The sequence below is a fragment of the Acinetobacter sp. R933-2 genome (genome assembly GCF_030325485.1).
Taxonomy (GTDB): domain Bacteria; phylum Pseudomonadota; class Gammaproteobacteria; order Pseudomonadales; family Moraxellaceae; genus Acinetobacter; species Acinetobacter sichuanensis.
The window spans coordinates 42,430-62,758 of sequence record NZ_JACAIJ010000008.1 but is presented as its reverse complement, the minus strand read 5'-3'; the positions used below and the strand labels follow the sequence as shown (position 1 = coordinate 62,758).

Genomic DNA, 20,329 nt, shown 5'->3' with positions numbered 1-20,329 from the left:
CCTCTTAACTCTTGGATTATCTATTTATGCTAAATATTTTTAAAGACATTGAAAATAAAGGAATTAATAACAATGATTGATAATAATATCATAGCGAATATCCAATCCCATACTCCAATGATGCAGCAATATCTAAATTTAAAAGTACAGCATCCACACGCATTAATGTTTTATCGTATGGGTGATTTTTACGAGTTATTTTTTGATGATGCCAAAAAAGCTGCCAAAATATTAGGCATCACCCTCACCCATCGTGGAAAAACCAATGGTGACCCCATTCCAATGGCAGGTGTACCTTATCATGCTGCTGAAGGTTATTTAGCACGCTTAGTTAAAAAAGGTGAAACGGTTGTTATTTGTGAACAAGTCGGTGAAGTTACAGGAAAAGCACCTGTTGAACGTGCCGTCGTGCGTATTATTACCCCAGGAACTTTAACAGATGATGCCCTGTTAACTGCACATCAAAGCTCAAATTTACTGGCTTTGTGTGTTCAACAAAATCAAATGGGAATTGCCCTGCTCGACTTAAGCGCAGGTATTTTTAAAGTTCAACAACAAGAATATAAACCTGAAACCCTACCTTTAGAATTAGCACGTTTAATGCCAAGCGAAATTTTAATTGACGAGGATTTAGTTGACACACAAATTATTGAATCAATAAAAAAACAAATCGAATGCCCAATCACCAAGCGTCCAAACGTAGATTTTAATCTGAATAATGCACAGAAAACATTATGTGATCAGTTTGCCGTTTCTACCTTATCGGGTTTTGGAATTGATCATTTACCACTTGCAAAAGCTGCTGCTGCATCTTTAATTCATTATGCCAAAGAAACACAAAAAACGGCTTTACCTCATATCCGCTCAATAAAGCTTGAACAAAGTACTGATTTTATTGCTTTAGACCCTGTAACTCGCCGTAACTTAGAAATAATTGATCCATTATTTGAACATGGCACTTCATTATTTTCCTTAATTAATGATACCCAAACGGCAATGGGTGGGCGTTTGCTCAGTCGTACATTAATGCAACCTCTGCGTGATACAGCGGTTTTAGATGCGCGCTTAGATGCAATAGAAATACTCATCAAAGGTTATCATGAGTCACCAGTACGTTTAGTTCTCAAAGACATTGGCGATATCGAGCGAGTTTTAAGTCGTGTTGCTTTGGGCAGTGCTCGCCCACGTGATTTAGTACAATTACGTCAAGCTTGTGCACAAATCCCATTGTTAAGACATGCACTTCAACCCATTTTAACAGCACCTCAAACATCTCTTATTCAACAACTCAATGAAGAATTAGGTGATTTTAATGGCTTACATCAACACTTAATGTCAGCAATTGTTGAACATCCACCTGTTTTATTACGTGATGGTAATGTCATTGCTGAAGGTTTCGATCTTGAATTGGATGAACTACGTCAAATTCGAGATCATGCAGGTCAATTCTTGATTGATCTTGAAATCCAAGAGCGAGAAGCCACAGGAATTAATACTTTAAAAATTGGTTATAACCGTGTAAGTGGTTATTATATCGAACTTTCTCGTGCCCAAGCAGAACAAGCACCTGAGCATTATATTCGCCGACAAACCTTAAAAAATGCTGAACGCTACATTACCCCTGAACTAAAAGCCTTTGAAGATAAAGTCTTATCAAGCGAATCACGCGCACTTGCTCGTGAAAAAATGCTATTTGAAATGCTACTTGAACAATTACGTGATGATATTGCTAATTTACAAATGATGAGCAGTGCCATTGCTCAAATTGATTTATTAGCAAATTTTGCTCATCAAGCACGTTTAAATCATTGGAATCGCCCAGAATATAGTCCTGAGATTGGGGTAAATATTATTGCGGGTCGCCATCCTGTTGTAGAGTCGTTGAGTAAAACTCCATTTACACCGAATGATACACATTTAGACTTTAATCATCGTATGGCAATTATTACGGGTCCAAATATGGGTGGTAAATCGACTTTTATGCGCCAAACTGCCTTAATTAGCCTACTCGCCTATTGCGGTAGTTTTGTACCTGCAAAGTCAGCACAACTCGGACCGATTGACCGTATTTTTACCCGTATTGGTTCAGCCGATGATTTATCTTCAGGGAAATCAACTTTTATGGTTGAAATGACTGAAACATCTCAAATTTTACATCATGCGACCAATCAATCTTTGGTTCTGATGGATGAGGTTGGGCGTGGTACGAGCACCTATGATGGTTTGTCACTGGCATGGGCATGTGTGCTTGATTTAACTAAGCGTATCAAATGTTTATGTTTATTTGCAACGCATTATTTTGAACTCACTGAATTGGCACAAGAAAATGCGATTGATAATTATCACGTGACTGCAAAAGAGCTCAATGGAAATTTAATTTTACTGCATAAAGTTCAAAAAGGTCCTGCAAGTCAAAGTCATGGTTTACAGGTTGCCAAACTGGCAGGCATTCCTGAGAGTGTCATCAAAGATGCACAAAAACGCTTAAAAATCTTGGAAAAACAGCAGCAACAGCATAATAGCAATGTCCAAAATGATTTATTTAGTGATATAAATACTGAACCTGATGTGATTGAGAAAGTCGTTGAAATCGAAAAACCATCTCCTGCTTTAGATGCTTTGGCACACTTAGATGTCGATAATCTCACACCACGTGAAGCACTTGCTCAACTCTATCAATTAAAAGAGTTACTCAACACTTAATAAATCAATAAACAAAACAGACCTTATCTAAGGTCTGTTTTTTATGCAAAAAATTATTTTTAGGATTGAAATTGTTGTTTTAGCTCTCTTTTCAAAATTTTACCACTGGCATTTTTGGGTAAAACATCATCAAAATAAATCATTTTAGGCATCTTATAAGCAGATAAATGTTGTGCACAAAAGTTCATAATCATTCTTTCATCTAATTGAACATTTTGATGTGGAATAACAACAGCAGTCACAGCCTCAATCCAACGTGGATGTTCCGTTCCAAATACAGCTACCTCTTTTACGCCTTCAATACGATAAATGACTTCTTCTACTTCACGTGTTGATACATTTTCACCACCTGACTTGACCATATCTTTAATACGATCAACCACATATAAATAACCTTGCTCATTAAAATAACCTAAATCTCCACTATGAAACCAACCATATTTAAAGCTTTCAGCATTTTTCTCATCATTTTGGTCATATCCTACAGTTAAATGAACACTACGATGTACGATTTCTCCAATTTCACCTTGTGGAAGAATCACACCATGTTCATCCATAATTTGTGTTTCAACATTAAATGCAGGTTTTCCAACAGAATCAGCGTATTCAAAATGATCTTCTGGATGTAATACTGTAGCGACAGGTGCCATTTCAGTTTGACCATAAAACTGCCAAAAACCAATATGTGGTAATTTTTCCAGTAATGTTTCAATCACAGCTTTCGGCATTGCTGAAGCACCATAATAAGCTTTACTTAATGATGTTAATTCAACAGGATTAAATTTTTCAGCATTTAAGAGTGCAATCCAAGCTGTAGGAGGACAAAATAATTTGGTAATTTTTTCTTTTGAAATCATTTCCAACACAACATCTGGCTCAAAACGTCTAAAAATATAACTGGTTGCACCTAAAATCAGATCTACATTTAAAAAAGCATCGAGCTGCGCACAGTGATACATTGGAAAAGCATGAATTTCTCGATCATTTGAACTCATTTTCCCTTCAACCATACAACTGGTATATTGTGACATTAAAGCCTCACTACTTAGTAAAACACCTTTCGGTAAAGACTCTGTACCACTGGTATACATCATACGAATTGCATCATCAGCATGTAGTTCAACATCAGGTAATTTAATTTCAGTTTGAACCAAATATTCCTCAAAATTTTTCCATTGAGCAGATATAGTGCGTTGATTTAAATCAAGAACCACTTGCTTTGGTCGTGTAAAGTCAATTTTTTCTAAAGCCTGTTCCATCACCGCACACAAATCATCTTCGACAACCAACATTTTAGGTTGGGCATGTTGCAACAGATAATGTACTTCTTTTGCATTCAACATAAAATTAATGGGCACCCCAATGACACCAAGTCGTGCCGCTGCATATAAAATCGCAGGAAATTGCCAACAATTATGCGAAAAAAGCATGATTTTATCGCCTTTGCATAAGCCTTGTGCATGCATATGCATGGCAATTTGTTCAACATAGCGATCAAACTCGCTAAAACTGATACGCTGATCTTGATCAACTAAAGCCGTTTTATGACCAAAACGCTGAGCGCTTCGAGTAGGAATATCGGCAATATGCATACGACGGGCGCGTTGAATATCATTTTTAATCATGTTGCAAATCCTTTGCAGCTTTAAATTTAAATATTGATTATTACCAAAACTTATACTTTTAACTTATTGAAAACATGAGCTAACTCATCTCATTTTTTTGAACAAAAAGAAAACTTATCTAAGTTTCTTACTAGAATTTAACATTGTTGTATTTTTAATCAAGATAACGACTGATGATTTTTCAATAAAAAATTTAACCTCTTGAGTTCATATTCTTCAAATTTAACTAGTTGAATAATCAATCAAATTCCAAATATTCAAACTCAAAAGGTTTTATGGCTATTTTATTGTTTAGGTATATACGCACATGAAATTTCAACAAATGCCCAAGGATTATGCTGCTCATCTGGCAACCATGCATTATTCATTGTAAGTTGGCGTTTGTATTTCTCTGTTTGGGTTTCACTTAAATGATACATACGAATATTTAAGCCTTGTTCTTTAAACATCTGATGAGATTCTTGGTCTGGCACTGCTTGGTATTTTTTTGCTAATGTTTCAATCAACTGAAGAGAGTTTTGATGTGGAATATACAAACTAAATGTCATAAATTGATGATTTTTATCTACTTCGACCTTATTCACTGCATAATATTGAGCTGTCATACCTAAAATACGAACAGGCTGCTTAAGCACTGCATATTTTTCAGGAAAATCGAGTTTTTGAACTTCATGATCCGTCATTTCTTGCTTATGCCGATTTAAATAGTTTAAAACATTTGTACTCTCTTTTTCATTCGCTACACATGTGAAACTATCAGTGATCATTTGCTGAGTAGGTTCAAGCACCTGAGCATGCGTTTGGTAAAACCCTAACAAGGTGAGGATGAAAATATAATATTTATTCATTTTAAGCATATACCCTTTTGAGTTTATTTATGCTGTATCTCGCTTTTAATATACAACATAACCAAAATTTAAAAACCGTGATGTTTTTCACGCTTTAAAAATTATTTTTTATTTTTTAAATTGAGTACCGAAATATAGGTTATCCCACTTTATAACCACAATATGATGACCAAGCCATGCACCTCACTTACTTCCAATAAAATCAGCTAAACTATTCTTAATAAATGCTATATATGCAATTTAACATGATATCAGGTCACTTAGAGCAAATAATAACCAATTTATTGATTTTACCTTGAATTTAACAGCCATTTATATAACAAATATCAATAAAAGGAATTGTTAGTTGCATCAGTTTTTGCCTAAAATACACCATTATTAATTAGAACCATATTTTTAGGTAGCTGACGCCATGACCTTTGTTGTCACTGAAAATTGTATTAAGTGTAAATATCAAGACTGCGTAGAAGTATGCCCTGTTGACTGCTTCTATGAAGGACCTAACTTTCTTGTCATCAACCCTGATGAATGTATTGATTGTGCATTGTGTGAACCAGAATGCCCTGCAAATGCAATTTTTTCTGAAGATGAGTTACCAGAAGGTCAGGAAGTCTTTATTGAGCTTAATGCTGAACTTGCTGAAAAATGGCCAAACATCACACAAATTGGCGATCAGCCAGAAGACCGTGAAGAATGGAATGGTAAACCAGATAAACTTCAATATTTAGAGAAGTAATCAAGAAAAAGATCAGCCCAGCTGGTCTTTTTTTATAAATCCAACTGAAATTGTACATTTGTTTGCAATTTATACAGATTTGCTGCTAAAAATTAGCATAAAATAGCTCGTTAACTCACAAGCACATATATAAAATGAAAGATATTTTGAAGGGCTTATTTGCAATCAGCATAGTTCCAATGATGATGATCGGATGTTCATCCACCCCTCAAAAAGGTCAGACCATCGGAACACCAACCCAAAGCCAACGTATTTATATACCTCAAGAAAAAGTCGTGATTCAGCATACGGTACCGCAAAAGGTATTGCCTGCTTCTTATCGCTATTGGTTGATGCAAGATGATAACCAAGCTCGTGCTCGTGAATATGAACGCTTTTTAGAACAAAATAATGTCGCGAATATTATTCCAAGTTTTGAACTGTTTAGAACAGCACGTGATTGGCAAAAATGTGGTCGCTCTGAATATATGATTCCAAGCCGTGAAGTTTGGTCTAATCAGATTCAAACTTTACGTGTTTTTAAATACTTAGTTGCATCTAAAGTATTAACAGACTTTGAAGTTACTTCAGTTTATCGTGATTTACCTTTGAATCAATGTGCTGGTGGTGCTGGTTCTTCACGTCATTTATTTAACTCTGCAATCGACTTTCGTATAGGTTCTGCTTATCCACAACCGCAAGATTATGCTTATATTGAAAATACCAAATTTAAGCTCTGTCAATTTTGGTCACAGTATGGGCAAAACTTCAATATGGGCTTAGGTCTATATGCTTCGGGTCAAATCCATATTGATACACAAGGTTATCGAACTTGGGGACCAGACCTCAGTCGCAATAGTTCAATGTGTAATTTTTAAAAATATGCTGTATTTAAAATGAGGTCTACTGACCTCTTTTTTTATATTTGCAAGATAAATCGAGCCGAAAAATATCAACATGAATTGCACTCTGCTTTTAAAAGTTTAAAATGCACCTAGCTCTATAGTGACGATTCAATTCAGGTGACATAATATGCAACAAATGTGGTCAGACATCGATGCTTATATCGAATCACATTTAATTCCAGATGATCCAATTCTGACTCAAACTTTAAAACATACAGATGAACGTGGTTTTCCTGATCATCTCGCTGTCGCACCCAATCAAGGCATGCTGTTGCAAATGTTGATTCAGATGAACAAATGCAAACGAGTTTTAGAGTTAGGAACGTTCGCAGCATACAGTACAATGTGGCTTGCACGTGCCTTGCCTGAAGATGGTTATATTTTGACAATTGAAGGTCGAGATACCCATGCTGCTTTAGGACAAGAAAATATTGATAATGCTCAGCTACCTCAAAAAGTTGACTTAAAAGTTGGGCGTGCTGCGGACATTTTAAAAGCATTACCTGCCGATACTGAACCCTTTGATTTTATTTTTGTTGATGCAGATAAACAAAGTTATCCTGAATATTTGGAATTAAGTCTGAATTTATCACACGCTGGAACGATTATTGTTTTAGACAATGTGATTCGTTCAGGCGATATTTTAAATCCTGACAACCACAAACCAAGCATTGAAGGCATTCGTGAAATGTATAAAGCAATGCAAAATCACCCTAAAATTTTATCATGCACAGCGTTACAAACTGTAGGCAGCAAAGGACATGATGGTTTTGCGATTGCAATTGTCAAATAATTGTTATATACATAATATGTATATATATTCGTGATATTGTACTTTTAAATCAAAATTAAAGAGATGATCATTTTTCATCTCATTTCTTTCAAAAAAGTTATCCACCTAACTTGTTTGTAGAGTTGTGGATAACTTTTTTATTTTAAAATAAACTATTGAAATATAATTAATATTCAACAAAGATCATTTTTTACACAACACATATTTAGCCAAGATTATTTTTAACCATTTTTTAAAAATAAAGTAGGATCTCATCATCAATTGAGCTAAAACAATGTGCGTGATCATTCAGCAAAGCCATTTTTTAACGTCTAATGAGACCCCTGTAGAGCTTTATTTCACGACCAATAAAGGCACATTGGCATTACGGAATATTGTTGTGGTTACACTACCTAAGAAAAATTGATGAATTTTACTATGGCTAAATGCGCCTAAGACAATCAGTTGAATTTGATGCTGATTTTGATAGTCCAAAATATTTTCAGCGACATCACCATAACGATATTCAACCACAACATCTAAGCCTGCTTCTTTTAAACGTTTTGCAGGTTCATTTAAAATCTCAGGGTGATCACCGACATAGACTAAATGACATTGTAACTGCCGTAGTAAATCACTTTTTTCCACACGCTCTAACATTTTTTGACAAGTTTCAGAGTATTCATAGGCAAAAATAAATCGTGTAGGTGCTTTAAAGTTTTCACCAACCGTTAATACGGTACATTTAGCACCTCTGATAAAGTTTTCGACATTACTCCCAATACTTTTATTTTTCTCTGCCGAACGCTCACCTACACGCCCGATCACAACAAAATCATCTTCGCGAAGAACATTAAAACCTTGCTCTAAGAAATCACCTTTTTCTTGTATATGACTTGGAACAATGCCATATTTTTGCTGAATCATCGTTGAAATGTGTTGTAATAAATTATTACTATAATCAAGTGCTAATTCACTTTGTTTTTGCTCTAGCTCAGCAAGCTCTTTGAGTAGCATTGCATTACTTTCAAAGCCAATCACACCACTAATTTCACCTAGATGATAACTTGCAGGATAATAATCAAGCACTTGAAGAAGTACCAATTCTCGATTCGTTTTTTGCGCAATCCATGCTGCTGCCTCTGCTAAAGCATTGATACAAGGTGAAGAATCAATACATGCAATCACTCGTTTCATCTTAGCCTCTCTTTGGCATTTTCGCCCTAGGTCTATTTCTCTATCCTAAAAGTAACATAACTTTTTGATTGGTTGGAACGCGTTCATGTAATTAATTGAATGAATAAATGATTAATTTGTACAAAATGTTAAGCTAATCACGATATCGAATAAAACGTGCTGGATTACCTGCAACAATTTCTTTTTCAGCTACATCTTTTGTGACCATACTATTCATCCCTACAACTGCATGTGCGCCAATTTTTATACCATCTTTAATTCCAACATGTGCGCCAAGCCAGACATCGCTTCCTATTTCAATCCCTTGTGAAGTGACGGCTTGCTGATAAATAGGCTGTGCCAAATCCATACCATGATCAAAAGCATATAAATGACAATAAGCTGCAATCCGTACTTGATCATGCAATTTAATTCCAACACGCCCACCATCTAAAATGCAATGATGATTAATCGCGACTTCATTGCCGATCTCTAAAGGACCATGCAAAGTACAATCAGCTGCAATAAAAGTATTGTCACCTATTTTTATCGTTCGTCCAGGTTCTGCAAAAATATGTGCCAAAGGCGAAATAAAACAATTTTCTCCAATTTCTACCGTTTCCATTTCCATTAAGTAAGTTTGATATTCCTTTTGCCAAGCTTCTGCCCAGACTTTATTTTTTGGCTTGAGTGAATAATATAACCATGGCATATAATTCAAACGATGCTTATGCTGATCACGGTATTTTAATAAGCGGTTTTCAGTCATTTGCATCATCCATAAGCTTTAAACTTTCTCGTCCACGTGTAACATATTGAATTTTATCTGCTAAGGGTTCAATCTGATGCAACTGTAAACGCGCAATAATTTCTACACCCTCTGCGCTATATTGTTCTGTATATTCTATCTGTTGTTGATTTAGCTCATATTGAAAAATTGCCCACTCATTAAAAATGCAGTTAAATTTTACATTTTTCTTTTCAATTAATTCAATTTTCTCAGCCAATAGCAGGCATTGTCCAGCACATCCTCCATAAGCACGGACTAAGCCCCCTGTACCGAGTTTAATCCCACCATACCAACGGTTAACCAATACAATCACATTGGTCAGTTCATTTCCTTCAATTGTTGCTAAAATTGGGCGACCTGCTGTTCCTGAAGGTTCACCATCATCGTTAAAACGAACATTATGCCCAATTTTCCATGCCCAACATTGATGTGTTGTTGTCAAATCTAAATGTTTTTCTAAAAAGGCTTTGATCTCTTGTTCATTTTCAACAGGTGCAGCAATCGCCTGAAAGCGACTCTTTTTAATGTCTTCTTCAAAAAAAACTTCGGATACAAGAGTAAATGGCATAAAACTAAAATTAACAATAATCAATCAGCAAACTTAGTATAACGTGTTTTTTTTAAATTTCAGCAATAAAAAAAGAGAGTCATAATGCTCTCTTTTTCAATTATTTAAATCGCAAATTAAGTCACAAATTAAATTAGAAATATTATACTAGACTGTAAAATCATCACCTAAATAAACTTCACGTACAGTTTCATTGGCGAGTACATCACTTGGCGAACCTTCTGCGATAACAGCACCCTCACTCACAATATAGGCATGTTCACAAATGGCTAATGTTTCACGCACATTATGATCGGTAATGAGTACACCAATGCCACGATCTTTCAGCTGACGAATAATATCTTTAATATCACCAACAGAAATTGGATCGACGCCCGCAAATGGTTCATCAAGTAACATAAATTTTGGGTCGGCTGCTAAAGCACGTGCAATTTCAGCACGACGGCGCTCACCACCAGACACACTCATTCCCAAAGAGTCTTTGATATGTGTGATTTTAAAGTCCTCCAACAGCTCTTGCAGTCTTTGTTGGCGCTGTTGTTTGTTGAGGTCTTTACGTGTTTCTAAAATTGCCATAATATTTTCAGAAATACTTAACTTTCTAAAAATAGAGGCTTCTTGTGGTAGATAGCCAATGCCTTTTCTTGCACGTTGGTGCATAGCAAGGTCTGAAATATCTTCATTATCTAAATGAATTTCACCCTTATCCATACGCACTAAACCAACCACCATATAGAAACTTGTGGTTTTCCCTGCACCGTTTGGTCCAAGTAAGCCAACAATTTGACCACTTTGCATGCTAAAAGAAACGTCCTTTACCACCCAACGTTTATTATAAACTTTCGCCAAATGCTTAATACATAAGGTTTGTGGTTGGTTTAATGCCTGACTCATTAATCACGTGCCCCTGGGAAAGATTTACTGCCATTTGGCGGAATGATAATTTGAACTCGACTTTTTGGTGTTCCTGTAGAACCAGTACCACCGTTGGCTTCAATATCACCCTTATTCATACTGTACTTTAAAGTACCACTACGAATACTCGCGCCATCTTGGTAAAGATAAGCATTACCAATCAAGTTAATCAAACCTGTTTCAGCATCATAGATAATCTTTTGTGCTTCACCACGTGCCACACCTTTTGCAGTATCGACCTGTTGCTGAAATTTTGCAGGTGAGCCTGTTGCAGTAATGGTACTAATTTGTTTACTTTTATTAAGCTGCGCCACAATAGAAGCCGCTTGTAACTTCATTGTTCCTTGCTCAATCACAACATTACCTGAATAAGTTGTGACACCCGTTTTTTCATTATAGGTTGCTCGGTCAGCCAATAACGAAATCGGTTGATTACGGTCAGATGGCAAGGCAAAAGAACTTGCTGAAACACAGAGTAAACCTGCAAGCCACAAAGACTGTTTTAGGAAAGTTTGTGGTTGGGATAAATATTTAGTTAGGTACATACTTTCCTCGAATATGTGTAAATTCGTATTCGCCTGTGCTTAAATTTGCATTTAAACCTTGGCTAATAAATGATGCATTAGGCGCAGTTACAGTGACTTGATGAGTTGTTTCTAAAACCTGCCGTTTTGGATAACTTGTTAACTCATCCGTTAAAAAGACCATTTGCCCCTGTTCACCTAATTTAGTTGCTTTCACCTGCCCTTTTAAAACCACTTTTTCATTATCATCATAACCATTGGCTTGTTTGGCATAAAATGTCGAATTCACTTGGTTATTTTCATACATTGATGCATTCAGGTTGACTAACGTTGCAGTTTCTTTTTTCAGATCTTGCTCTAAATGATCTACAGTCGCTCGAAGATGCAAATCACCTTTTTCATCAGTTTGTAAGACATGAATACCTTCAGCAGAATAGGTCATGCTCTGTGCAGCATTGGCATCTAACTTATTGCCTTTTCCACTGTAATAGTAATAACCACCACTGACAGCAGCGATCAGTACAGCAGTGACATACAAAACTTTAGTATCCATAAATAATAATCAACATATTGAATTTAAATGCAGGACTTCTCTATTAATGTGGGATTGTTGTATATTTTTCAAGTAGTGCTTGGTAAACACCTTTAGACATCAGTAACATATCACAAACCTCACGTACCGCACCGCGCCCACCCATTGCCTGTGTGACCAAGTCTGCGCGACGACGAACTTCAACATGACCATTTGGTACAGTCACTTTCATACCTGCGATTGCAAATGCAGAAAGATCAGGCCAATCATCACCCATATATAAACAATCTTCAGGATCAAGTCCGAACTGCGCACAGGCTTCACGTAAAGCAACACCTTTGTCTTCACGACCTTGAAAAACCAAATCTACGCCTAAGTCAGACATCCGTTTTTCAACAATATTACTTTTTCGACCCGTAATAATGATGACTTTGATCCCTGCTTGCTGCACCAATTTCATACCCAAACCATCACGGATATCAAAAGATTTAATTTCGTCACCTGTATTGGTCAAAGTCACAAAACCATCACTTAAAATACCATCTACATCTAAAACCAAAGCTTCAATATGACGTGCTTGCTCTAATAAAACATAAGAAGCCATGGTTTAGTTTACTCCTGCTTGGATTAGGTCATGCATACTGATTACACCAATGACTTTATTGGCATCATCAACCACAATAAATTGGTTAATTTTCTTTTCGTTCATCTTTTCTAAAGCTTCAACTGCACGTGCTTCTTGCGAAATGGTAGATGGATGTTGAATCATCACTTCAGACACCGCCAAGTTCACATCAAAACCTTGTTGTTTATCAATTAAACGACGTAAATCACCATCGGTAAAAATCCCGAGCAAAGTATCATTTTCATCGACGATGGTGGTTAAACCTAAACGTTTATTGGAAATTTCATACAATACTTTATTCATTGGTGTATCAGGTGATACTTTTGGTAGTTCTTCGCCTGTATGCATTAAATGTTTGACATGCAATAACAAACGTTTGCCCAACGCCCCTGCTGGATGTGAACGTGCAAAATCGTCCGAAGTAAAACCACGTGCTTCTAATAGCGCAACTGCAAGTGCATCACCTAAAACTAAAGTTGCTGTGGTACTTGAAGTCGGTGCAAGCCCTAGTGGACATGCCTCTTGAATATCACCCAAAGTCAAAGCAACATCTGCATTTTGTGGCATTGGTCCTTTGTCATGACCGCTAATGGTAATTAAAGGCACACCCACATGTTTGATCAATGGCATCAACATCATGATTTCATCGCTTTTTCCTGAGTAAGAAATCGCAATCAACACATCTCCTTTGACCAACATACCTAAGTCGCCATGCCCTGCTTCACCAGGATGCATAAAGAAGGATGGTGTTCCTGTCGATGCAAAAGTCGCTGCCATTTTACGTCCAATATGACCTGACTTACCCATTCCCGTGATCACTAAACGTCCTTTACACTGTAAAATAATTTCACAGGCTTGGCTAAAGCGTTCATCAATTTGAGATGCTAGGACTTCTAAAGCATGCTCTTCGATGCTGAGGGTTTCGAGTGCAACTTTTTGAAAATCAATCTGATTCGGCATGTTTGTAGGATTCAAAGTCGATTTACCTGATCTTTGCAGAGAGGATCACTCGCTGCAAGCAAAAAATAATTTTGGCAATTTTATCATAGCTATGCAGCGAAGGTATTTTCTAAATGTATAATTTTCATTTTCTTAGCAATGAATGTGCATAATTTATGTAGAGTGACCGATTTAACTATTTTTAAAATTCATTCTATTTAGGTTATTGGTGTACCCAATAACCATATTTTCCTACAAAATACGTGTGATAATCTTCAACTTCAATATTATAAACATAATCTGAAAAAGCACCTTCAAATCGTTTTTCTATGTCCTGCAATAGTTCAACATTATTTCGATTTTCATATGCATAAATACGATCATGTAAATCAAAATCGTGTAATATTTTGGAGTACTCTGCAATTTCGATATCATCTCGTCCTTTCCTTAGGACAATGTACTGATTTTTTTCTTCCTCAATTTTGTCAAGATTGAATTTTTCATAACACTGATTTTTCCAATAGCCCAAAAGACTATCATTATCATCTGTTAGAATATACTGTGCAGGATATTTTCTAAAATCGATAAGTAAATATCCACCATCTTTTGCTCGATAGTCATATTTATTATTACTGAAATAAGCTACAGCAACACCTTCCGTACCAGAGCGTGCTAGATATAGACCACCTAAATTAAATACATCATGTGTGCCTTCATCTACTTCAAATACCTGTAAAGATCCTTCAATATTATTATTTAGTGGCGATTCATTTCTACGAAGATTAGATAAAGTAAAAACACCTTTTCCATCCAAATACATATCTTTCAATGGAACCCAGCCTCTACCAATTTCCCAAAATGGATGGTCATCCGTACAGAAAATATCAAACAGACCTCCCATTAACTCTTTTTTCTCAGCAGATTTAAAAGTATTCACTACACGCTTATAAGCTGTCTCTCCTTCGCCACTTTCTGACAAGGATAAAACCATATCCCCAACTTTTAGTTCCTGTATTGGCACTAAACCTTTATTTGTATGCGCCAATGTACCTTTAGCAAAACCACTATTTTTGTTCATTTTATTTCCCCAAGCATTTAAAGCATTCTTTTATAGGAATTTGTTATTTTTCAAAACAAGCATTATTTAAAATCATTCAACAAAAAATGCAATCAAAACCCTATCTTTATTTTCATTTTAACTTTATGAAAAAAAACGCATAGGTTAAGATGAAGCACCATTTTAATGAAGCATTTAGAAGACCTATGCAACCTTTTGTTCTTTACAATTCTGAGCAACGTAAAAAAGTTGAATTTGTACCCCGTAAAGAAGGACAAATCGACATGTATGTCTGTGGTATGACGGTTTATGATTACTGTCATATTGGGCATGCACGTGTGATGGTTGCATTTGACTACATTATTCGTTTTTTGCGTAGTCAAGGTTGGCAAGTTAAATATGTACGTAACATTACCGACATTGACGACAAAATCATTGCCCGTGCCAATGAAAATGGCGAAAGTATTACGGCTTTGACCGATCGTTTTATTACCGCAATGAATGATGATGCAGCACGCTTGGGCTGCGCTGAACCTGATGAAGCACCTTGTGCAACAGACTACATCGACCAAATGCAAGATATGATCGGCAACCTTGTTAATAAAGGTACAGCCTATCCATCAAGTAATGGGGATGTCTATTTTGAAGTTGAAAAATTTGCCAAATACGGTCGTCTTTCAGGTCGTAAACTTGAAGATATGCAAGCAGGTGCGTCTGAACGTGTCGATGTTGAAGTAGAGAAAAAACATCCGTTTGACTTTGTACTCTGGAAACATGCCAAAGAAAATGAACCGTCTTGGGCTTCACCTTGGGGCAATGGTCGTCCGGGTTGGCATATTGAATGTTCGGCAATGTCGACTTGCTGCTTAGGCAATCATTTCGATATTCACGGTGGTGGTTCAGACTTAACTTTCCCGCATCATGAAAATGAAATCGCACAATCTGAAGCTTCAACAGGCGAACAATATGTCAATTATTGGATGCATGTGGGTTTCATCAATGTCGATGGTGAGAAAATGTCAAAGTCTTTGGGCAATTTCTTTACCATTCGTGACGTAATGGAAAAATTCCATCCTGAAGTGATTCGCTACTTTATTGTGTCTTCGCACTATCGTAGCCCTGTTAACTTCTCTGACTTTGCACTTAAAGAAGCCAAAAATGCCTTAACGCGTTTTTATCATGCTTTTAAAGCCTATGAGCAAGTGTATGGCAATACCGTTGTTGAAACTTTGGAAACAACCTTAGTTGAACGCTTTAATACAGCCATGCGTGATGACTTTAATACTTCAGAAGCGCTTGCAGTGTTATTTGAAGTGATTAGAGAATTAAACCGTGCTGTCAAAGAAGAAAATGCTGAGCAATCTGCGATTTACTACTCGACTTTACGTCACTTGACCAATATTTTAGGTCTAGGTCAACATGATGTGGATGACTTCTTAAAGTCAGATATTGGTCAGGAAGCATTGGCTTTATCTGAAGAGCAAATTGCTGATTTTATTCAACAACGTGTCGATGCGAAAAAAGCCAAAGACTTTGCCAAAGCAGATCAAATTCGTCAGTCATTGTTAGATCAAGGTGTGGTACTTGAAGATACTCGTCAAGGTACAATTTGGCGTCGTGCAGATTAATTTTATCAGTCTATTATAATTTACTTGGCTTTTGAATCTGCCTTAAGAAAAACCTGATCAATTGATCAGGTTTTTTTATTTGAAAAATAACGTTTAAGAAGCTGCTTGTTGATAATAAGGCACATCACCCAAAACCGTTGCACGACGCATAATACGATGCGCATCGCCATAATCAAACAATGCTTTATGTTGTGTACAGCGATTATCCCAAATTGCGACATCACCCTCTTTCCACTGCCATCTCACATGAAAATCTTCTTGAGTGGTATATTTAAATAAAAACTCCAATAATTCATGGCTTTCCGCTTCATCTAGCTCATGAATTTTTGTCGTAAATCCTTCACTCACAAATAGCGATTCTTCACCAGTTTCAGGATGTGTACGAATAACAGGATGTGTCACAGGTGGATTTTTACGAAATGTTGCTTCTAGTTTTTCTTTTTCTTCTGGTGTTGAAGCAAAACGTTCTAATGGGAAAGACTTGCGAATATCATGTTCTGCTGTCAAATTTCTGAGTTTTTCTTTTAATTTTTCATCTAATAAACGAAATGCAGATACACCACTTGCCCACAATGTATCTCCACCCACTTCAGGAATTTTAATCGCTTGCAATACACAGCCTAACGGTGGTGTTTGGCTAAAAGTCACATCTGTATGCCAAAGTTCATTATCGCGCAAATCTTGACGATGACTATCCAACACAATAATTTCTTTGACGCCTTCAACTGTCGGATAAATCGGATGAATATGTAAATCGCCAAAACTACGTGCTAACTCTGCTTGAGCCTGAGGTTCAAGCTTTTGATTTCTAAAAAAGATTACCTGATGTTTGAGCAATGCTTGATGGATCAAGCCTACTTGTTCCTCAGATAACTGGTTTAAATCCACACCTGAAATAATTGCGCCAATATTCGGTTGAATGGATTGAATTTCAAAGCTCACGGTCATTCTCTTTTAAATCATTAATTAAATAAAATATATACTTTCAATTTATTAGCTGATCATTACCAACTAAATCTGTTGCCCATACCAAGGTGAAATTTCTTTTTGCAACCAACGTAAAAAGAGTTCAAAGCTCACAGCCACTACAGCAATCACGATAATGCCAAGTACCACTGTATCTGTAATCAGGAACTGCGCTGCGGATTGCACCATAAAGCCAATACCACGGTCAGCGGCAACAAGCTCAGATGCCACTAAAGTTGACCAACCTACACCTAACCCAATACGAATACCTGTCAAAATATGTGGTAATGCTGTTGGTAAAATGACATATTTTAAAACTTGCAAATTTGTTGCACCAAGTGACTGAGCTGCTCGTTCACGGTTGATTTGATGGCTAAGTACACCATGTGCACTGCTAATAATGACTGGAGCAAGAATTGAGAAAAAAATCAAAAGAACTTTTGTTCCTTCTCCAATACCAAACCAAATCACCAATAGCGGCAAATAAGCCAAGGGTGGAATGGGTCTTAATAGTTCAACCAATGGGTCTAATACAGCACGTACCCATTTATTCATGCCCATCCATAAACCAAGCGGCACACCCACCACAATTGCTGCAATGAGTGCCAACAATACTCGAGTAATACTTGCAGCTAAATGTTGCCAAAGTGTCGCTTGCATAAATCCTTGTTGAGAAACCGTCAAAAATTTTTGCCAAACTGCATAAGGACTCGGTAAAAATAGTGCTGGAACGAGTTGTAGTGCTGTGATCACATACCACAACAATAAAAGACTCAATACACTCAAGGTGCTAATAAAAATATTTTTATGCTGTAGAAAAATATTTTTAAATCCACCACGATAAGTTGACTCAGTTGTTTTTGCGTTCTGGCTTAAATCTTGATGTTCTGCAAGAACATTTAAATTTTCTGATTTGCTTTGCGTATTCATATCACTTGCTCCAACGCTTGATTTTGCTGTTTTAAACGATTGAAGAGTTGTTCACGTAAAGCAATAAAATCAGGATCTGATTTGATAAAACGAATATCCTCACCTTGACGATAACGTTCGGCAAAATTTAAAGTGAGTGTTTCTTGAATACGACCAGGTCGTGCTGTCATGAGTACCAGTTTTTGACTCAATAAAAGTGCTTCTTCAATATCATGCGTAATTAAGAAAAAACTTTTTTGCTGATCTTTCCAAAGATCTAAAACCAATTGCTGCATATTTTCACGTGTAAACGCATCCAACGCAGCAAAAGGTTCATCTAACAAAATATACGGTGCATGACTGACTAAAGCGCGCGCAATACCAACGCGCTGCTTCATCCCACCCGACAACTGCCAAATATTGGCATGAGCAACATGTGCCAAACCAACTGTTTGTAAAATATGTTCAACTTGTTCAGTAATCTGCTGTGGTTTTAAACCTTTTAACTTGAGTGCAAAGCCGACATTTTCAGCGACATTTAACCATGGCAATAAAGCATGTTCTTGAAATACTACCGCACGTTCTGCATCAGGTTGTGTAACAACTTTGCCATTTAAAATGACTTGCCCAGTTGACGGTTGTTGAAAGCCCGCCAAAATATTGAGCAATGTTGTTTTACCACAGCCTGATTCACCCAAAATAACAGTCAAACTGCCTTCAGCAATCTCTAACTGAATATTTTCCAACACAGCATGTGACTGTTGCGGAAATGTCAGTCCTATATCACTTAAAATCAACTGCCCCATTTTCCTCTCCCATTAAGGTTGAATAAAGTGAGCATTGACATTTTCTTTATAGTCCGCTTTCACTTGATCAACCTTGCCTTGTGTCTTTAAAAAAGTTGCTGTATCAAAAATATTCTTTGCAAACTCTCCAAATAAAACTAGAGTTTGTTGTTGCGCATTTAAATAGTCATTTCCTGCAAGTAACAAAGGAATGTCTTTCTGGTCTGAACCTGTTAATTGCGCAATTTTTTCAATATTATTTTGATTTTCAACAAAGGCTTTAGGGTCAGCATTGTAAGCGTCGATTTGCTTTAAGGTTGTTTGAACAAAAGATTTTAAAAACTCAGGATTTTTCTCAGCAAAATCTTTACGAACGACCCACAAGTCATATGTAGGCGCGCCCCATTCACCGACTTGTTTAGAGTCAACTAAAACATGTCCTGTTGCTTTGGCTTTACTTAATGCAGGTTCCCAAACATAAGCCGCATCAATATCACCACGTTCCCAAGCTGCGGTAATTTCTGGTGGTCGCAAATTCACTATCTTGAGTTGATTTTCTGTAATATTCCAATGTTTCAAAGCTGAAAGTAAGCTGTAATGTGTTGTAGATACAAAAGGAACAGCAATGGTTTTGCCAATCAAATCTGATGCTTGATTAATTTTAGCGGCATTACGCACCACCAACGCTTCTGAGCCACCCAACTTCGCAGTAATCAAAAATGCTTCGATTGGTAAGTTACGGCTTGCTGCTGCGGCAAAAGGGCTAGAACCAATATTTCCAATAACAACATCACCAGAGGCTAATGCATTGACAACATCCGAACCTGAGTCAAACTTTTTCCAATTGATATTGTGCTGGCTGTCTTTTTCGTAGTCGCCATTGACCTGTGCAACCTTACTTGGGTCAACACCTGTTTGATAAGCGATCACGACATCTGCTTGATTCGTCTGTAAATTGGCTTTTTGTGGCTGTACAGAGCGATTTTGATAAACAAGAAAAGTAGCTAAAGCTGCTATAACAATGATCGTGATTAAGAAAGTTTTGCGATTTCGCGTACTCATGTTCGTCTTTCATCTTGATTTAAATTGCAGATTAAATCAGTGCACTTATAAATCAAAATAAGAAAATGTGCTTTGCTTATATCAAATTTAAATGAAGAAAATCAGATTTATACTTTTACTATTTTTTATAAAACTACAAATATGAGTATTATTTTTATATTGAAAAGTAGATTGTTTTGAATCAATCGAATTTCAGATAAAGATCATCCTAAAAACAACACAACATTTATATATACAATATGAAGTGCATATCCAAAAGAAAAAAGAGCCTGTGAACAGACTCTC

At 36.5% G+C, this 20,329-nt stretch carries 20 protein-coding genes; 5 read left to right on the top strand and 15 right to left on the bottom strand.

The annotated features are described in order from the left end of the window. Nucleotides 1–72 precede the first annotated feature (72 nt). The gene (mutS, locus tag HX005_RS10815) at nucleotides 73–2,703 is read left to right on the top strand and encodes a DNA mismatch repair protein MutS (protein WP_286377361.1); all 2,631 of its coding nucleotides are present in this window, start codon (nucleotides 73–75) and stop codon (nucleotides 2,701–2,703) included. Nucleotides 2,704–2,762: 59 nt separating this feature from the next. Here the strand turns inward: mutS and HX005_RS10810 are convergent, their stop codons facing one another. Both HX005_RS10810 and HX005_RS10805 read right to left on the bottom strand, forming a co-directional pair. Beyond that, the gene (locus HX005_RS10810; RefSeq protein WP_286377360.1) at nucleotides 2,763–4,328 is read right to left on the bottom strand and encodes a fatty acyl-CoA synthetase; all 1,566 of its coding nucleotides are present in this window, start codon (nucleotides 4,326–4,328) and stop codon (nucleotides 2,763–2,765) included. 284 nt (nucleotides 4,329–4,612) lie between these two features. Then, nucleotides 4,613–5,176 carry a hypothetical protein gene (locus HX005_RS10805; RefSeq protein ID WP_286377359.1) on the bottom strand — a complete coding sequence of 188 codons (564 nt, stop codon included), beginning with the start codon at nucleotides 5,174–5,176 and terminating at the stop codon, nucleotides 4,613–4,615. A 412-nt stretch (nucleotides 5,177–5,588) separates the two neighbouring features. On the opposite strand from HX005_RS10805, the gene fdxA reads away from it, so the two are divergent. The 3 genes from fdxA to HX005_RS10790 all read left to right on the top strand — a co-directional run bounded on the left by fdxA (nucleotide 5,589) and on the right by HX005_RS10790 (nucleotide 7,589). Then, the gene (fdxA, locus tag HX005_RS10800; RefSeq protein ID WP_107009520.1) at nucleotides 5,589–5,912 is read left to right on the top strand and encodes a ferredoxin FdxA; all 324 of its coding nucleotides are present in this window, start codon (nucleotides 5,589–5,591) and stop codon (nucleotides 5,910–5,912) included. A gap of 134 nt (nucleotides 5,913–6,046) precedes the next feature. Next, on the top strand, nucleotides 6,047–6,769 hold the full coding sequence (locus HX005_RS10795; protein ID WP_107009521.1) for a M15 family metallopeptidase domain-containing protein: 723 nt from the start codon (nucleotides 6,047–6,049) through the stop codon (nucleotides 6,767–6,769). Between the two features lie 154 nt (nucleotides 6,770–6,923). After that, the gene (locus HX005_RS10790) at nucleotides 6,924–7,589 is read left to right on the top strand and encodes an O-methyltransferase (RefSeq protein WP_107009522.1); all 666 of its coding nucleotides are present in this window, start codon (nucleotides 6,924–6,926) and stop codon (nucleotides 7,587–7,589) included. A gap of 333 nt (nucleotides 7,590–7,922) precedes the next feature. On the opposite strand, the gene HX005_RS10785 is transcribed toward HX005_RS10790, so the two are convergent. The 9 genes from HX005_RS10785 to HX005_RS10745 form a co-directional block, all read right to left on the bottom strand. Further along, nucleotides 7,923–8,765, bottom strand: a complete 843-nt coding sequence (locus HX005_RS10785; RefSeq protein ID WP_107009523.1) for a universal stress protein — start codon at nucleotides 8,763–8,765, stop codon at nucleotides 7,923–7,925. Between the two features lie 133 nt (nucleotides 8,766–8,898). Next, entirely contained in the window at nucleotides 8,899–9,513 is a 615-nt protein-coding gene (locus tag HX005_RS10780) for an acyltransferase (protein ID WP_286377358.1), read from the bottom strand. After that, the gene (locus HX005_RS10775) at nucleotides 9,506–10,102 is read right to left on the bottom strand and encodes an IMPACT family protein (RefSeq protein ID WP_286377477.1); all 597 of its coding nucleotides are present in this window, start codon (nucleotides 10,100–10,102) and stop codon (nucleotides 9,506–9,508) included. Before HX005_RS10775 ends, HX005_RS10780 begins: the two co-directional genes overlap by 8 nt. 147 nt (nucleotides 10,103–10,249) lie before the next feature. Next, nucleotides 10,250–10,996 (bottom strand): LPS export ABC transporter ATP-binding protein, encoded by a 747-nt coding sequence (lptB, locus tag HX005_RS10770; RefSeq protein ID WP_107009526.1) that lies wholly within the window; start codon nucleotides 10,994–10,996, stop codon nucleotides 10,250–10,252. Then, complete coding sequence (gene lptA / locus HX005_RS10765) at nucleotides 10,996–11,562, bottom strand: lipopolysaccharide transport periplasmic protein LptA (protein ID WP_107009527.1); 567 nt, start codon at nucleotides 11,560–11,562, stop codon at nucleotides 10,996–10,998. Before lptA ends, lptB begins: the two co-directional genes overlap by 1 nt. Further along, nucleotides 11,549–12,094: an LPS export ABC transporter periplasmic protein LptC gene (lptC, locus tag HX005_RS10760; RefSeq protein WP_107009528.1), complete on the bottom strand. Its 546-nt coding sequence runs from the start codon at nucleotides 12,092–12,094 to the stop codon at nucleotides 11,549–11,551. Before lptC ends, lptA begins: the two co-directional genes overlap by 14 nt. A 43-nt stretch (nucleotides 12,095–12,137) precedes the next feature. Then, nucleotides 12,138–12,677, bottom strand: coding sequence for a KdsC family phosphatase (locus HX005_RS10755; RefSeq protein WP_107009529.1), 540 nt, complete (start codon nucleotides 12,675–12,677; stop codon nucleotides 12,138–12,140). Between the two features lie 3 nt (nucleotides 12,678–12,680). Continuing rightward, nucleotides 12,681–13,658 carry a KpsF/GutQ family sugar-phosphate isomerase gene (locus tag HX005_RS10750; RefSeq protein ID WP_107009530.1) on the bottom strand — a complete coding sequence of 326 codons (978 nt, stop codon included), beginning with the start codon at nucleotides 13,656–13,658 and terminating at the stop codon, nucleotides 12,681–12,683. Nucleotides 13,659–13,860: 202 nt separating this feature from the next. After that, nucleotides 13,861–14,715, bottom strand: a complete 855-nt coding sequence (locus HX005_RS10745) for a Hint domain-containing protein (protein ID WP_286377357.1) — start codon at nucleotides 14,713–14,715, stop codon at nucleotides 13,861–13,863. 185 nt (nucleotides 14,716–14,900) lie between these two features. Here HX005_RS10745 and cysS point away from each other — a divergent pair, with 185 nt between their 5' ends. Then, nucleotides 14,901–16,322 (top strand): cysteine--tRNA ligase, encoded by a 1,422-nt coding sequence (gene cysS, locus HX005_RS10740; RefSeq protein ID WP_286377356.1) that lies wholly within the window; start codon nucleotides 14,901–14,903, stop codon nucleotides 16,320–16,322. A 93-nt stretch (nucleotides 16,323–16,415) separates the two neighbouring features. Here cysS and tauD read toward each other — a convergent pair whose 3' ends face one another. From tauD to tauA, 4 genes are all read right to left on the bottom strand, one after another. Beyond that, nucleotides 16,416–17,270, bottom strand: a complete 855-nt coding sequence (gene tauD, locus HX005_RS10735) for a taurine dioxygenase (protein ID WP_286377355.1) — start codon at nucleotides 17,268–17,270, stop codon at nucleotides 16,416–16,418. Nucleotides 17,271–17,333: 63 nt separating this feature from the next. Then, on the bottom strand, nucleotides 17,334–18,218 hold the full coding sequence (gene tauC / locus HX005_RS10730; RefSeq protein ID WP_107009534.1) for a taurine ABC transporter permease TauC: 885 nt from the start codon (nucleotides 18,216–18,218) through the stop codon (nucleotides 17,334–17,336). After that, nucleotides 18,215–19,003 carry a taurine ABC transporter ATP-binding protein gene (locus HX005_RS10725; RefSeq protein ID WP_107009535.1) on the bottom strand — a complete coding sequence of 263 codons (789 nt, stop codon included), beginning with the start codon at nucleotides 19,001–19,003 and terminating at the stop codon, nucleotides 18,215–18,217. Before HX005_RS10725 ends, tauC begins: the two co-directional genes overlap by 4 nt. A gap of 12 nt (nucleotides 19,004–19,015) precedes the next feature. Further along, entirely contained in the window at nucleotides 19,016–20,044 is a 1,029-nt protein-coding gene (gene tauA / locus HX005_RS10720; RefSeq protein WP_286377354.1) for a taurine ABC transporter substrate-binding protein, read from the bottom strand. Between the last annotated feature and the right edge of the window lie 285 nt (nucleotides 20,045–20,329).